A 14,797-nucleotide genomic window follows, 5' to 3' on the forward strand; every position below is an offset into this window, starting at 1 on the left:
GCCCGCGAAAGGGCGTAGAAGTCGGGCAAAGAAGCCGTCAGGTCTTAACTGCTTTTTATATATTTAGTACCGCCCGCCAAACCGCCTACACTATCGACCAGCCAGTCCAATGCGTAGGAATGGCGCCCCGCTACGGAAGACCAATGCCATTCGTCGGATAAATCGTAGAGCATACAAAAGCCGAAACCCTTTAATAACAATACTTGGCGTTGCGGCAGAGAATGCTCAGCAAGCATGATCCATGCGTGTTTTCGTATAAAGATAATCTGGGGGGAGGTAAGGCGCTATGGCGGTTTAGTTACTATTCGGGGAGCTTGCGATAGCTGTTGAATAAATGATGAATTTCCTCAAGGCCGTCTTCTATCGACCAAGAAACCGATTTTGACAGCAAATCCAGCAAAATAATGCCATTAATCGCGGCATCTTCGCGTATTGCTGTTTTCAGTCGCTTGGTTAAATGTAAGTTGATAATCTGCAGGTTATGATAAATCGAAAGTAATTCGTCCAGTTCCAGCGAATACGGCAAATTTTCTTTATAGCGAAAATATTGCGCCAATAAAAACATGGCTGTGACGCGATAAATGGTCTCGTCTTGGTCGGCCAAGGGCAGATGAAAGCGGGCCATCGGTTTCAAATACTCGGTGTGGGGGCAAGGGCTGGTGGCCATGATTAAACCGAGAATCGAGCTGGCGACGTGCTGGGCGGTCGTTTCGGCGCGTATACTCCTTCTGTCGGTTAAGACTTCCACAGTCATGGGTTTATGGGAAACCAAATGGCCGCAAAGATCTAACAAAGGCATCAAATTAACCGCCACAGGGCAATGCGAAAACTGTTCCGGCTGTAACGGACAATTACGGCATTGCTGATACGAAAGCGCCGTCCAAAATGGGTATGGCGGTTGCGGGGTGGACACCAGTGTCATGCTATGTTTGTCGACTTCGATGACGAAGTCGGTGCTGTCGTAATCCGCCGCGCTTAGCCGATAGGTGAAATTTAGGATGTTTTTCGGCATAGGTTTTCACAAGCAGGTGTGCGATTACTTTAAACAAGTGACATATGTCTTTGCCTAGGGTTTCGGCGATTGTATGGGTTCGTGTCAAAGACTGGCAAGGTCCATTTGCCGTTGAGTCGGACTGCAGTATAGCGGCTATCCCCAACTAAAAAGGATAGGCTTGGGCTACATGTTACAATCCAGGCTCTAAAAATAAACCTTATAAGGCTTTACCATGCAATTAATTAAACTCCCCGCTATCGCTTTGTTGTTTGTGTCTTTCACTGCGGCAGCGGAAGTGCAGCTAACCAAAGCCGAGATCTTGGGTATATGGCAGATCGATAAAGAATCGAATACCAGCGACGGCAGCAAGGCGCGCAGTTCAAATACCACCTGGACCTTTAAAGAGGACGGCACTATCGAAGGCATGACTCACGAAAATGATTCGCACGCCAGAATCGATCAAATGCGCGCGGTGCTTAATTATTCGGTCGAAGGTGGCAAAATTGTCAAGCAGGCGGCGCCAGGCCGTTCGAAAATGGAAACCTGCGAAGCCCTTGAAAAAACGGGCAGCACTATGGTGTTGAAGTGCCAAACCGTTTACTTTTTCATGTCTAAAAAATAAGCATTTTCGAGTATTCCTGTCGTCACGATTTTCCGCATCCGGCGTTAGAATGCTGGGCCGGGGTGAGCAGGATGAGAGGATTTTCGGTTTTGGAAGAGCACGTGCATTCTATATTCGATTTTGCCGAGTGCTGTTTATTCGATGGTGATGTAGAGCGAAAGCTTGCTTTAACTCACCGAGCCAAACAGATATTGGATAACGGATTACTAAAGTTTCCGGTGGAGGGTGATCCAGGGTTGATCGCTTCTACCGTATTCCCTGATAAACCGGAACTGTTAATGCCGCGCGATATGCCCAGACGCCGCCTGGATACTATGGAGGGTAAGGCGGCTTTTTTTCACGCGCTGGCGCATATCGAGTTTGTCGCAATTTATTTGGCTTGGGACATTATTTTCCGGTTTCGCGGTTTACCCGATGAGTTTTATCGGGATTGGCTAATCATTGCCGACGAAGAGGCGCAGCATTTTGCGTTGATTCGCAAGCACCTGCAGAGCTTGGGGTTCGATTACGGCGATTTGCCTGCGCATCGCGGGCTTTGGTCGCATGCCGAAGATACCGCCGACGATATATTGGCCAGATTGGCGGTCGTGCCGCGCTGCATGGAAGCCCGAGGCCTCGATGTGACGCCGGCAATGATAGGCAAGCTTAAAACAATGGGCGATGAAACCGGAGTGGAGATCTTGACACGGATATATCAAGACGAAGTCGGGCATGTCGAGCGTGGCTCGTATTGGTTTAATCTCTTGGCAAAAATGGAGGGGTTCGATCCGGAGCGGCATTATAAGGAATTGATTTTGAGCCATTACCAGGGCAAACCCAGGGGCCCATTTAATAGAGAAGTGCGTATAATCGCCGGCTTCTCGAATAACGAAATTGACTGGCTGGAGGAGCGTTTGCATGAATAACAAACCGGTTTTTGATTATCCGCTGTTTGCGATGGGTTTTAGGGCCTTTTTCGCACTGGCGGGGCTATCTGCTCTGGCTTTGATTGCGTTATGGAACTCGATGTCCAACGGCTCTTTGCATATCGATAACTACTTCGCCGGCAGTACTTGGCATGCTCATGAAATGTTGCTGGGTTACACCACGGCAGTGATCGCCGGTTTTTTACTGACGGCGGTTAGAAACTGGACCGGTCTGCAAACAGTTAGTCCCGACCAGTTGGCGTCGCTTTGTTTTCTGTGGATTTATGGCAGGGTATTGCCGTTTTATTCGGAATTACTGCCTGATATGTTGATTGGTGGCGTCGATTTCGCTTTTTTACCGGTGCTGGCTTATTTCGTTAGTAAGCCGATTTTACAAACCGGAAATTACAGAAATTTGGTTTTTATCGGCTTATTACTGTTATTGGCCTTGGGTAATGGCTTGATTCATGCCCAAGTGTTGGGTTTTATGGCCGATAGCGCCGCGCTCGGTCTGATCTTGGTGGTTACCGTCATTGTCGCGATGATTTTGGTCATTGCCGGCCGGGTATTTCCGTTTTTCACCGAACGCGGCTTGTCCGGAGTCATTTGTATCCGCAACCCCGCGTTGGATATTGCCGCCGTCGCAGTCAGCCTAGCGGTTTTTGTATTGTTGATGCTGAATATGTCCGGTGCCTTGTTAGCTTTTGCTGCGGTAGCGGCGATTGTGATTAATATTGTGCGGGTAGCGGCTTGGTACAATCCGCGGATTTGGTTTGTGCCGTTGTTGTGGGTTTTGTATATAGGTTACGGCTGGTTGATTCTTGGCTTTGGTTTGGTGTCCTTGTCCGCTTTAGGCATGGTACCGCAGTCTTTGGCTTTACATGCTTTTACCGTGGGCGGAATCGGTGTTTTGACGCTGGGCATGATGGCGCGCGTCGCGTTGGGGCATACCGGGCGGGCATTGAAAACGTCGAATGTTATGGCGTTGGCGTTTGTGCTGATTAATTTTGCAGCCTTGTTTCGGGTACTGTTTCCTGCCATCTTACCGGCTTGGTACGGCGGTTTGGTGATGGTTTCCACTTATTGTTGGTTGGCGGCGTTTTCGCTGTTCGCATTTTATTATGCGCCGATACTGACTGCGCCGAGATTGGATGGTCAGGCTGGTTAAAGTTTTGAGGCAATAAAAAAGGCGGCTTGATAGCCGCCTTTTTTTGAGTAACGCTTTTTATTGCGCGCTGTAGTGTGATTGGATGTAGCGCTCGACCAATTCCTGGAACTCGCCAGAGATATTGTCGCCTTTTAAGGTTACGGTTTTTACGCCGTCTTCAAACACCGGTGCCACCGGCGATTCGCCGCTACCCGGCAAGCTGATGCCAATGTTGGCGTTTTTGCTTTCCCCAGGGCCGTTGACCACGCAGCCCATTACCGCCACTTCCATGGTTTCCACGCCTTTGTATTTGTCTTTCCAGACCGGCATTTGGTCGCGCAGATAGCCTTGAATGTCTTGCGCCAATCTTTGGAAATAGTCGCTGGTGGTGCGGCCGCAGCCGGGGCAGGCGATAACCATAGGTGTGAATGAACGGAAACCCATGGTTTGCAGGATTTCCTGGCCGACGATGACTTCCTTGGTTCTGGCCGCGCCCGGTTCCGGCGTTAATGAAATTCGAATCGTGTCACCGATGCCTTGCTGCATCAATACACCCAATGCGGCGGCGGAAGATACGATGCCTTTCGAGCCCATGCCGGCTTCTGTTAAGCCTAGATGCAACGCATAATCGCAACGGTTAGACAGGTCTTCGTAAATGCTGATCAATTCCTGCACGTTACTGATTTTGCAGGACAAGATAATTTTGTCTTTACCTAAGCCAAGTTCCTGGGCTTTTGCGGCGCTTTCCAAAGCCGAAAGCACGATGGCTTCTCGAGTGATGGCTGGTAATTCCTTGGGGTTCGCTAGCTGGCGATTTTCGTCGAGCAGGCGGGTCAGAACCGCTTGATCCAGACTGCCGCCGTTGACGCCGATCCGCACAGGCTTGTTGTATTTGCAGGCAAATTCTATCATTTGCTGGAATTGCGGATCGCGAGCCTTTCCCTTGCCAACATTGCCGGGATTGATCCGGTATTTGGAGAGCGCTTGCGCGCAATCCGGATATTTTTCCAGCAATTTGTGGCCGTTGAAATGGAAGTCGCCGATAATCGGCACTGAAAAACCTTTTTGCTCTAGCAGGTTAACGATTTCAGGCACAGCCTTTGCAGCTTCTTCGGTATTGACCGTAATCCGTACCAGTTCAGATCCTGCTGTCGACAATTCCATGATCTGTTGAACGCTTCCTGCAACATCAGCTGTATCGGTGTTAGTCATGGATTGAACTACAATCGGAGCACCACCGCCGACTTTAACGTTTCCTACCAAAACCTGTTGGGTGTGTTTTCTGGGGCTAATCGACATAGAATTGTTGTTTGCAAAAAATCAAAGTTATCTGAAAAATACCAAGTAAATCACTTAGGATTAAATTATACCTCCTTAGTTATGAGACGAAAGAGCAAATTGTGCGGATAAATTACTTTTCTGATGTGCATTTAGAGTTTGGTGAGCAGAGTCTACCGGATACGGACGCCGATATTGTGGTGGCCGCTGGGGATATTGGGATTTTCAAGCAAGGTGTCGAATGGTTAAAGGCTATCGGAAAACCGGTCATATATGTGGCAGGTAATCATGAGTTTTATGGTTACGAGTACCAGCAAACGATCAATATGCTGCGTAATGAATGTGCCGGCAGTCAAATTCACTTTTTGGAAAAAGATCAGTTAATTTTTCAGGGTGTGCGTTTTCTGGGCTGTACGCTATGGGCCGATTTATTTATCGAGGGTGCCGAAAAAGCCGAAGCGCTGGGAAAAACATTGAATGATTTTCGTAAAGTGTCATTCTCCGGACAATTATTCGAACCAAGACACTTTGCTGATTTACATCAAGACGCCAAATCATGGCTTAACCAACAATTGGCATTGCCCTATGCCGGGCGAACGGTGGTGGTTACGCATCATGCGCCAACGGAGTGGAGTTGGATCGACTCGCCTAATGTTTTGAAAAAACTGGCCTACTGTAATGATTTAAAACCCTTGTTTCACGAATTCGAAATCACCGCCTGGTTTCACGGTCATGTACATAATCTGGGTGATTACAGGATCGCGGATGCCCGAATTTTAAGTAATACCCGGGGTTATGTCGGACGTAAAGCTGTGAGCGGTTTTGATATTAATAAAGTAGTCGATATTTGAGTTGTATTTCCGCTCAAGTTGGGCGTTATCGACTGACGTGTCGGTAGGCAAAGCTCAGGATTTCTCGTTGAGAAAGCCGATAACTTGTGATGTAATGATCAAGTTTTATGTCTTGAAGTGCCCTCTGGGAATGGTGTTTCTCAAGGGGGCTTTTTGCTGCAACTAGTCTGGAGAGCAGGCGTATTCACTATGCAATTTACTATTAAAAAAGGTTTGGATTTGCCTATCACGGGCGGACCCGAACAAAAGATAAGCGATGGTAACAGCATCAAATCGGTCGCCCTGTTGGGTGTCGATTATGTTGATCTGAAGCCGAAAATGATGGTCGCCGAAGGAGATAAGGTCAAATTAGGACAGGCCCTTTTTTCCGACAAGAAAAATCCCGGCGTTAACTTCACTTCTCCCGGTGCAGGCGTAGTTAAAGCCATTAACCGAGGCGACAAACGCGCTTTGTTGTCGGTGGTGATTGAATTGCAGGGTAATCAGCAAGAGTCTTTCGCGAAATACAGCGAAGCCGAGTTAGGCAATTTGACTCAGGAGCAGGTGAAGGAAAATTTACTGGCATCGGGTTTGTGGACTTCGTTCCTGACTCGTCCTTACGGTAAAGTACCTGCCGCCGATACCACGCCGAGTTCAATTTTTGTCACGGCCATCGATACTCGTCCGCTTGCGGCGGATCCAGCTGTCATTATCAAAGACCGAGCCGCCGACTTTGCTAATGGCTTAACTGTAATCTCCAAGTTGACATCCGGTAAAACCTATCTTTGCAAGGCTTCCGGTACCGATATGGTTGCCAATCAAGCCGTTCAAGTAGCCGAGTTTTCCGGTCCGCATCCCGCTGGATTGCCCAGTACGCATATCCATTTCATCGATCCGGTCAATATTCATAAATTCGTTTGGCATATCGATTATCAAGCAGTGATTGCTATCGGTGCGCTGTTTACCACCGGCAAATTGAATGTTGAGCGGATTGTTTCTTTAGCAGGTCCGACGGTAAAAAATCCAAGACTGATTCGTGCGCGTGTTGGCGCCAACTTGGACGATTTGGTGGTCGGCGAATTGCAAGATGTTGAAAATCGCGTAATTTCAGGTTCGGTGTTGTACGGTCACGAAGCAGTAGGGTCCGCAGCATTTTTGAGTGCTTACAGCTTGCAAGTTTCGGCTATTAAAGAAGGTCGCGATCGCGAGTTTTTCGGTTGGATCGTTCCCGGTAAAGATAAATACTCCGCATTGAATGTTTACGTATCCAGCAAAGATCGCAAAGATAACAGGCTGTTCCCTTTAACTACCGATAAGAACGGTAGCAACCGGGCCATCGTGCCGGTCGGCGTGTATGAGTCCGTCATGCCTTTGGATATCTTGGCTACACCTTTACTGAAGGCGATTGTAGTCGGCGATACGGATACTGCACAGTCTTTGGGCTGCCTGGAGCTGAGTGAAGAAGACGTGTCCTTGTTCACGTTTGTCGATCCGGGCAAGCACGATTTTGCGCCTGTGCTGAGAGCTAATTTAACTAAAATCGAGAAGGAAGGATAATGTCGGCTAGAGACTTATTAGATAGCATAGAGCCGCATTTTACAAAGGGCGGCAAGTTTGAGAAGTATTATGGCCTGTACGAAATGGTCGATACTTTCATCTATACGCCGGCCGATGTAACGCGCGGTAAAACTCACGTTCGTGACGGTAACGACCTGAAACGGACCATGACTTTTGTGGTCATTGCCACGGCATTTTGCATTTTGATGGCCTGGTACAACACCGGTTATCAAGCCAATTTGGCGATGAAGGGCATGGGATTGGAAGAGACCAATGGCTGGCGCAGCCTGATCATGGCCTTGCTCGGTTACAACCCTTACAACCCGTTCTCATGCCTAGTGCACGGCATGCTGTATTTCTTCCCGATCTACTTCACCACGTTGGCCGTGGGTGGTGTTTGGGAAGTATTGTTCGCTACCGTACGTAAACACGAAGTTAACGAAGGCTTCTTAGTGTCTTCGATGCTGTATACCTTGATCCTGCCGCCCGACATGCCGTTGTGGCAAGTGGCGCTGGGTATCTCTTTCGGTATCGTGCTGGGTAAAGAAGTTTTCGGTGGTACCGGTAAAAACTTCCTTAACCCTGCGCTAACCGGTCGCGCATTCCTATTCTTCGCTTATCCGGCTTCAATTTCCGGGGACGCAGTATGGGTTGCCGTGGACGGATATAGCGGTGCGACTGCACTGTCTCTGGCTTCCGCCGGCGGCTTGGAAGCCATTAAAGAAAGCTTTAGCTGGATACAAGCATTCCTGGGATTCATTCCTGGTTCCATGGGAGAAACATCGACTTTGGCTTGTATGTTGGGTGCGGCGTTCCTGCTCTATACACGCGTTGCTTCGTATCGGATCATGGGCGGTGTGTTGATTGGTATGATAGCGATGTCAACTTTGCTAAATATTATTGGCAGCAACACTAATCCAATGTTCGCTATCCCCTGGTACTGGCATATGGTTGTGGGCGGTTTTGCATTCGGTACTGTGTTTATGGCAACCGATCCGGTATCTGCGGCTGTAACCGACACCGGTCGCTGGATTTATGGTGCGATGATCGGCGTGATGATTATCATCATTCGGGTTATTAACCCGGCGTTCCCGGAAGGTGTAATGCTTGCCATTCTTTTCTCAAACATGTTTGCACCATTGATTGATTACTTTGTTGTCCAAGCAAATATTAGAAGAAGGATCAAACGCCATGCTTAATGCTGAGAAAAATACTGGTAAGTTTAACGAGCAGCTCTGCAAGTACTACGAACAGTTCAGAGTTTATGCCGACCGTATCCTGGCTTTAAGCAACGACAGCCTGGAAAAAACCGTTAACGTGGCTTTGGCCCTATGCTTGGTTTGCGCGGTGTTGGTGTCTCTTGCAACGGTGGCTTTACGTCCTCTGCAAGGCTACAACAAAGCCCTGGACATGAAGAAGAATATTCTTGATGTGGCTGGTTTGCTTGAAGAAGGCACTGATATCGACCAAGCTTTCGCCGACAGAATCGAAAGCAAGATTGTCGACCTTAAAACTGGTGATTACGTAGACAATATCAATGTCGACGAATACGATCAGCGCAAGGCCGCTAAGGATCCAGCTCAGAATGAACTGATTCCGGTTGAGAAGGACATTGCCAGCATCCGCCAAAAAGCCAAATACACAAAAGTGTTTTTGGTTAAGAAAGGCGATCAGTTGCAATCTATCATTTTGCCGATCAACGGTTACGGTTTGTGGTCTACTATGTACGGCTTTTTGGCTTTAGAGCCTGATGCGCAAACCGTACAAAGCATCAACTTGTATGATCAAGGTGAAACCCCTGGTCTGGGTGGCGAGGTAGTCAATCCAAATTGGCGCGCACTGTGGAAAGGCAAGAAAGTCTATTCCGACAAAGGCGAAGTGGCTTTGACATTGGTGAAAGGCGGTGTCGATTCCAGCCGTCCCGATTCAGTTTACAAGGTAGACGGTTTGGCGGGTGCCACACTAACCAGTCGCGGTGTCAGCAACCTGATCCAATACTGGATGGGCGCGGAAGGTTTCGCTACCTATTTAAGCAAGATTAGAACAAACGGTTAGGGCAAAACAATGGATAAAGAAACTAAAAAAGTATTATTCGAGCCGTTGGTCGATAACAACCCGATTACTTTACAAGTGCTCGGGGTCTGTTCGGCGCTGGCGGTCACATCGCAAATGTCTACCTCCTTGATCATGGCTTTGGCCCTGACTTCGGTAACGGCTTGCTCCAGTGCGGCGATTAGCGCTGTACGTCAGCACACGCCCAGCAGCATTCGGATTATCGTTCAGATGATCATTATTGCTTCGCTGGTTATCGTGGTCGATCAGTTGTTGAAAGCCTTTGCTTTTGACGTCAGCAAAAAGCTATCGGTATTCGTCGGTTTGATCATCACCAACTGTATCGTGATGGGTCGCGCTGAAGCGTATGCGATGAAAAATCCGCCGCTGCAAAGCTTTGTCGATGGTATCGGTAACGGTTTGGGCTACAGTTTGATTCTTGTCATAGTGGCTCTGTTCAGAGAAACGCTGGGTTCCGGTAAATTGCTCGGCTTCGACGTGTTACCGTTGGTCAAGGACGGTGGCTGGTACGTGCCAAACGGTATGATGCTGCTGCCGCCTAGCGCGTTTTTCATCATCGGCTTGATAATTTGGGCTTTCCGTACTTGGAAACCTAAACAGGTTGAACACAATGAGTTCAAAATCATGTCGATTGCTCACGGTGAAGGAGGGCACCACTAATGGAAGCTTACATCAGTCTATTTGTTAAAGCGGTTTTCATCGAAAACCTGGCGCTGTCATTCTTCCTGGGTATGTGTACCTTCTTGGCGGTTTCCAAGAAGATATCTACCGCCATGGGTTTGGGCATTGCGGTTATGGTGGTACAAACCTTGACGGTACCCGCGAATAACTTCATTTATCAAACCTTGTTGAAAGAAGATGCATTGGCTTGGCTTGGGATTACCGGCGTCGATTTAAGCTTTTTAAGCTTGTTGAGTTGTATCGGTATGATTGCTGCGATCGTACAGATTCTGGAAATGATTCTAGATAAATTCTTTCCGGCGCTGTACCAAGCCTTGGGTATCTTCCTGCCGCTGATTACCGTGAACTGTGCAATTCTGGCCGGTAGCTTGTTCATGATCGAACGTGACTACAATTTTGGCGAAAGCGTGGTTTACGGTATAGGTAGTGGTTTCGGTTGGGCTTTGGCAATAACCGTCATGGCCGGTGTGCGTGAGAAATTGAAATACAGCGATATTCCTGCTGCATTGCAAGGTCTGGGCATCACTTTTATCACCGCTGGCTTGATGTCTCTGGGCTTCATGGCTTTCTCTGGAATTCAATTATAAGGGTATCGTAATGCTGGAAATTGCATTAGGTGTTATTTTCTTCACGGTCATCGTGATAGCGCTGGTGTTTTTAATCATCGGCGCCAAGAGTAAATTGGTGGCCTCCGGGGATGTGGAAATTCTGATCAATCACGAGAAGAAAATCCGTGTACCGGTTGGTTCTAAGTTGCTAACGGCATTGGCGGATAACCAACTGTTTGTTTCCTCAGCTTGCGGCGGCGGCGGTACTTGCGGCCAATGTAAAGTTAAAGTGCATAGCGGTGGTGGTGATATTCTGCCGACTGAGCAATCGCATATCACCAAGCGCGAAGCTGCGCACGGCGAACGTCTGGCTTGCCAAGTGTCCATCAAACAGAATATGGACATCGAAGTTGAAGACAGCGTATTCGGTGTTAAAAAATGGGAATGCACTGTTAAGTCCAACGACAACGTTGCTACTTTTATTAAAGAATTGGTGTTGCAGTTGCCCGATGGTGAAGCTATCAACTATCGGGCCGGTGGTTATATCCAAATCGAATGTCCGCCACATATTTCAAAATATGCGGATATGGATGTTGCCGAGGAATACCGTCCTGATTGGGATAAATTCAATCTGTGGCGCTATGTGTCCGATGTAAAGGAACCGACTCTGCGCGCGTACTCCATGGCTTCGTATCCTGAAGAAAAGGAAATCATGCTGAACGTCAGGATTGCCACGCCGCCTCCAGGAGCGCCGGATGGGATTCCTCCGGGTATCATGTCTTCCTTTATCTTCAATCTGAAACCAGGTGATAAAGTGTTCGTATCCGGTCCTTATGGCGAGTTCTTTGCCAAGGAAACCGATGCGGAAATGGTATTTATCGGCGGCGGTGCCGGTATGGCGCCGATGCGTTCGCATATCTTCGATCAATTACGTAGACTGAAATCCAAGCGTAAAATGACCTTCTGGTATGGCGCACGTAGCAAACGCGAAATGTTCTATGTAGAAGATTTTGATATGCTGGCCAAAGAAAACGATAATTTCGAATGGCATGTGGCCTTGTCCGACGCGTTACCGGAAGATAACTGGAAAGGTTATACCGGCTTCATTCACAACGTATTGTTCGAAGAGTTCATTAAGAATCACCCGAATCCAGAAGACTGTGAATATTACATGTGCGGACCTCCAATCATGAACTCTTCAGTGATCAACATGCTGTTGGCCAATGGCGTTGATCCTGAAAATATCATGTTGGATGATTTCGGCGGTTAATTTATATTAATCTGACGCGAATAACAGGGAGCGGTTTTCGGATCGCTCCTTTTTTCGTTTCAGCGATTAGAAAAAAAGGAGAAAAAGATGGGTTATTTTTTAGTAACGTTTTTATTTATGCTGATCGTGATTGCGGTAATGGCGGTCGGTGTGATTTTCGGTCGGAACGCAATCAAAGGTTCCTGTGGCGGCACCGGTAACTGTGTCTGCAGCGAAAAATGCGATAAAAGAAAGAAATTTGAAGCAGAACAAGCTCAAGCGTTGGAACAACACTAAACGCTGCAATTAGAGACGTAAAACAAATTATTTGGGAACGATAACTTTCCGAAAAGTTAAGTTTATACGTCCTTGAGTCAGTTCCCGGTCGATAGGGATACTATGCAGCCAGTGATGTTGGAAATCCGGCTGCATAATCAATAGCGTACCGCTACCGAGTAAGATACTGCCACTTTCCGCAGTTTTTTTATGCCGAAATGCAAACTTCCGGGTCGCACCCAGAGTCAATGAGGCGATATAAGGCTGCTCTCCCAGTTCTGCCTCGTTATCCGCATGCCAACCCACATAATCCTCGCCGTCTCTGTATAAATTAACCAATACCGAATTAAACGAGAAATTTAAGAAGTGTTCGATGTTTTGCCGTATATCCGACAGTAATGGCGTCCACGGCCGAGTTTGTAACAGATTATTGCTGTAGCTATAACTTATTCCAGGATCGGCATGCCAAGTTTGCAGGCGCGGTAACATAAACTCCCGACCGGCAACACTGTAACAGTTGCCGGGCCAATTTTGTTCCAGCAGCAAACGCCGATAGAGACTATCGCTTTCGGCTGTGTCGTAAAAATGCTCGATTACCCTAAGTTCTTTGTTGGCTGTCATTCGCCACGCGATTCCTGCTGCATTTTTATATGTGCGGCCAACGCACTGTCCATCGTGGTAATGTGTAGCACAAACCATTGCGGTAGACGCTCTCTGACAAATGAACGGCCAAACGTAATCAGGCCTTTGTCGATGCGAGTTTTAAACTGTTTGAATTCGCCCAAAACCCGTTGATGTTCGCCTTTATGTTCAGTTTCCGCCGGAAATCCGAATTGCGCCATTAACCGGTTTTCGGATTCGAAATGTTCCTCGGTGTGTTCATACAATCGCTGAAACAATCCGGGGAAGTCGGTGTTGTTGGCCTTATCCAATTGATTTACCAAATCAATAAATACGTCGTGATCGTTATCGATAAGATCGTAGCCAACAGTGAGAGCTGTGGTTTTTTCAAATATTGTCATGTAAGCACTCGTATGGTTCGTAAACTACTTCAACCAAGCATGTTTTGTGCCTGGTAATTGTCGGCGAGAAGCGAGAGGGAAGCGTGTTATTTAATCGTTAGTGGTGGTTAAATCAGCGCGTGATTTAATCTGGGATTATCTCCTTGACTTCGCTAACGAGGCGACCATCAGCCAACCGGGTTTCGAGCAGTTCTTCCTCGGCTATATATTTAACCGACCTGATTAACCGTGAGCTATCATGTCTTTGCACGATAGCGTAACCACGCTCCAACGTCGCCAGAGGACTAACCGCGTGTAAGGTTTGTGCCGCCGCCTGTTGCCGGCTTTTCAAAGTTGTTAATTTAAGTTGCACGGAATGGCTTAAACGCCGTTGGAAGAAGTCAAGTTGCTGACGATAACCATGAATCGCCGCCAATGGCTGTTGGCGATTTAGGCGATGCTCAGTTAATGTTAGTTGCTGTTTATATCGATGGAGGCCGCCTTGTATCGCACGATTCAAGCGTTGTTCCAGTTCATCCAGACGCTGGGCATTGCGTTGCAGTTTTTCGCCGGGATGTTGGGTTTGCAGGGCTTTGTTCAGCCAGTTTAATCGCAGTTGTTGCTGTTGCAATTTGCTTTGAACTAGCCGAACTAATTGGCGTTCAAGACTAGTAAAACGGTTCAGCCAGACGGATTGGTCCGGCACAGCGTGTTCAGCGGCGGCTGATGGCGTCGGAGCTCGCAAGTCTGCAACGAAATCAGCGATGCTGAAATCCACTTCGTGGCCAACTGCGGAAATCACCGGGATCCAGCTCGCAGCTACTGCCCTCGCGACTATTTCTTCGTTAAAAGCCCACAAGTCTTCAAGCGAACCGCCGCCGCGCGCCAGGATGATTACATCTACCAAGTCTTGTTTATTTGCAGTCTCCAGTGCCGCGCTGATTTCAAATTTGGCGCTGTCGCCTTGTACGGCCACCGGATAGATCAGCACCGGAATTGCTGGGAAGCGCCTTTTCAATACGCTGAGGATGTCGTGAATTGCCGCGCCGCTGGCCGAGGTAATGACACCGATTTGATTCGGCAATGGCGGTATTGGCTTTTTGCGGCTTTGTTCAAACATGCCTTCCAGCAATAATTTTTGTTTCAGGCGTTCGTAGGCCAGTCGCAACGCGCCGTCGCCGGCTTCTTCCAACTGCTCCACCACCAACTGGTAATCGCCGCGCGGCTCGTACAAACTGACCTGGGCAGTGGCGACGACCAAATTACCGTTAGCCGGTTTGAAACGCAGGCGTTGCTGTTGGCCCTTGAACATGGCGCAGCGGATCTGGGCTTGCGCATCTTTCAACGTAAAATAGTAATGGCCGGACGAGGGCAGGTTGAGATTGGAAATCTCGCCTTGCACCTGTACAGTCAAAAAGTGGCTGGCTAGTAAACGTTTGGCTTCGCGGTTTAGCTGGGATACGCTGAATATATGCTCGGGATTACTCATCGAATAATTGAGAGTGGAGGGTCAATCAGTTAAAAACCTTATTTTACGGCGCTTTAACCAATTTGCAGAAGCTTTTGCGTTGCGGAGAGTGTTTCTCAGCAAGCTGCGCTAGAATGGCGCTTCGGTGAACGTTTTGGCTTTGGAGAA

General features: G+C 48.1%; 17 protein-coding genes. 11 read left to right on the plus strand and 6 right to left on the minus strand.

Features of this window, described 5'->3' with window-relative positions; translation table 11 throughout:
* Positions 1 to 44: 44 nt before the first annotated feature.
* Positions 45 to 236 carry a VanZ family protein gene (locus ACH50O_RS06380; RefSeq protein ID WP_446811188.1) on the minus strand — a complete coding sequence of 64 codons (192 nt, stop codon included), beginning with the start codon at positions 234 to 236 and terminating at the stop codon, positions 45 to 47.
* 65 nt (positions 237 to 301) lie between these two features.
* Positions 302 to 1,012, minus strand: a complete 711-nt coding sequence (locus tag ACH50O_RS06385) for a DUF6901 family protein (protein WP_446811189.1) — start codon at positions 1,010 to 1,012, stop codon at positions 302 to 304.
* A 214-nt stretch (positions 1,013 to 1,226) separates the two neighbouring features.
* Between ACH50O_RS06385 and ACH50O_RS06390 the strand changes: the two genes are divergently transcribed.
* The 3 genes from ACH50O_RS06390 to ACH50O_RS06400 all read left to right on the plus strand — a co-directional run bounded on the left by ACH50O_RS06390 (position 1,227) and on the right by ACH50O_RS06400 (position 3,689).
* Entirely contained in the window at positions 1,227 to 1,616 is a 390-nt protein-coding gene (locus ACH50O_RS06390; protein WP_446811190.1) for a lipocalin family protein, read from the plus strand.
* A gap of 71 nt (positions 1,617 to 1,687) precedes the next feature.
* Positions 1,688 to 2,521, plus strand: a complete 834-nt coding sequence (locus tag ACH50O_RS06395; RefSeq protein ID WP_446811191.1) for a ferritin-like domain-containing protein — start codon at positions 1,688 to 1,690, stop codon at positions 2,519 to 2,521.
* A complete protein-coding gene (locus tag ACH50O_RS06400; RefSeq protein ID WP_446811192.1) occupies positions 2,514 to 3,689 on the plus strand; it encodes an NnrS family protein in 1,176 nt (391 codons plus the stop codon). The genes ACH50O_RS06395 and ACH50O_RS06400 overlap by 8 nt, the downstream gene beginning before the upstream one ends.
* A gap of 57 nt (positions 3,690 to 3,746) precedes the next feature.
* Here the strand turns inward: ACH50O_RS06400 and ispG are convergent, their stop codons facing one another.
* A complete protein-coding gene (ispG, locus tag ACH50O_RS06405; protein WP_446811193.1) occupies positions 3,747 to 4,967 on the minus strand; it encodes a flavodoxin-dependent (E)-4-hydroxy-3-methylbut-2-enyl-diphosphate synthase in 1,221 nt (406 codons plus the stop codon).
* A gap of 101 nt (positions 4,968 to 5,068) precedes the next feature.
* On the opposite strand from ispG, the gene ACH50O_RS06410 reads away from it, so the two are divergent.
* The 8 genes from ACH50O_RS06410 (at position 5,069) to nqrM (ending at position 12,181) form a co-directional block, all read left to right on the plus strand.
* Positions 5,069 to 5,797 carry a metallophosphoesterase gene (locus ACH50O_RS06410; protein ID WP_446811194.1) on the plus strand — a complete coding sequence of 243 codons (729 nt, stop codon included), beginning with the start codon at positions 5,069 to 5,071 and terminating at the stop codon, positions 5,795 to 5,797.
* 189 nt (positions 5,798 to 5,986) lie between these two features.
* On the plus strand, positions 5,987 to 7,333 hold the full coding sequence (locus tag ACH50O_RS06415; RefSeq protein WP_446811195.1) for a Na(+)-translocating NADH-quinone reductase subunit A: 1,347 nt from the start codon (positions 5,987 to 5,989) through the stop codon (positions 7,331 to 7,333).
* Complete coding sequence (locus tag ACH50O_RS06420) at positions 7,333 to 8,532, plus strand: NADH:ubiquinone reductase (Na(+)-transporting) subunit B (RefSeq protein ID WP_446811196.1); 1,200 nt, start codon at positions 7,333 to 7,335, stop codon at positions 8,530 to 8,532. Before ACH50O_RS06415 ends, ACH50O_RS06420 begins: the two co-directional genes overlap by 1 nt.
* Entirely contained in the window at positions 8,525 to 9,388 is an 864-nt protein-coding gene (locus ACH50O_RS06425) for a Na(+)-translocating NADH-quinone reductase subunit C (protein ID WP_446811197.1), read from the plus strand. Before ACH50O_RS06420 ends, ACH50O_RS06425 begins: the two co-directional genes overlap by 8 nt.
* 9 nt (positions 9,389 to 9,397) lie before the next feature.
* Positions 9,398 to 10,066, plus strand: coding sequence for an NADH:ubiquinone reductase (Na(+)-transporting) subunit D (locus tag ACH50O_RS06430; protein WP_446811198.1), 669 nt, complete (start codon positions 9,398 to 9,400; stop codon positions 10,064 to 10,066).
* Positions 10,066 to 10,674: an NADH:ubiquinone reductase (Na(+)-transporting) subunit E gene (nqrE, locus tag ACH50O_RS06435; protein WP_446811199.1), complete on the plus strand. Its 609-nt coding sequence runs from the start codon at positions 10,066 to 10,068 to the stop codon at positions 10,672 to 10,674. The genes ACH50O_RS06430 and nqrE overlap by 1 nt, the downstream gene beginning before the upstream one ends.
* A 10-nt stretch (positions 10,675 to 10,684) precedes the next feature.
* Positions 10,685 to 11,905 (plus strand): NADH:ubiquinone reductase (Na(+)-transporting) subunit F, encoded by a 1,221-nt coding sequence (gene nqrF, locus ACH50O_RS06440; protein WP_446811200.1) that lies wholly within the window; start codon positions 10,685 to 10,687, stop codon positions 11,903 to 11,905.
* An 87-nt stretch (positions 11,906 to 11,992) separates the two neighbouring features.
* A complete protein-coding gene (gene nqrM, locus ACH50O_RS06445; protein ID WP_036277824.1) occupies positions 11,993 to 12,181 on the plus strand; it encodes a (Na+)-NQR maturation NqrM in 189 nt (62 codons plus the stop codon).
* A 27-nt stretch (positions 12,182 to 12,208) separates the two neighbouring features.
* On the opposite strand, the gene ACH50O_RS06450 is transcribed toward nqrM, so the two are convergent.
* From ACH50O_RS06450 to xseA, 3 genes are all read right to left on the minus strand, one after another.
* The gene (locus ACH50O_RS06450; RefSeq protein ID WP_446811201.1) at positions 12,209 to 12,781 is read right to left on the minus strand and encodes an alpha-ketoglutarate-dependent dioxygenase AlkB family protein; all 573 of its coding nucleotides are present in this window, start codon (positions 12,779 to 12,781) and stop codon (positions 12,209 to 12,211) included.
* Complete coding sequence (locus tag ACH50O_RS06455) at positions 12,778 to 13,182, minus strand: bacteriohemerythrin (protein ID WP_446811202.1); 405 nt, start codon at positions 13,180 to 13,182, stop codon at positions 12,778 to 12,780. Before ACH50O_RS06455 ends, ACH50O_RS06450 begins: the two co-directional genes overlap by 4 nt.
* A 124-nt stretch (positions 13,183 to 13,306) precedes the next feature.
* Complete coding sequence (gene xseA / locus ACH50O_RS06460; protein WP_446811203.1) at positions 13,307 to 14,650, minus strand: exodeoxyribonuclease VII large subunit; 1,344 nt, start codon at positions 14,648 to 14,650, stop codon at positions 13,307 to 13,309.
* Positions 14,651 to 14,797: the final 147 nt, after the last annotated feature.

Source organism: Methylomonas sp. 2BW1-5-20, assembly GCF_052474515.1.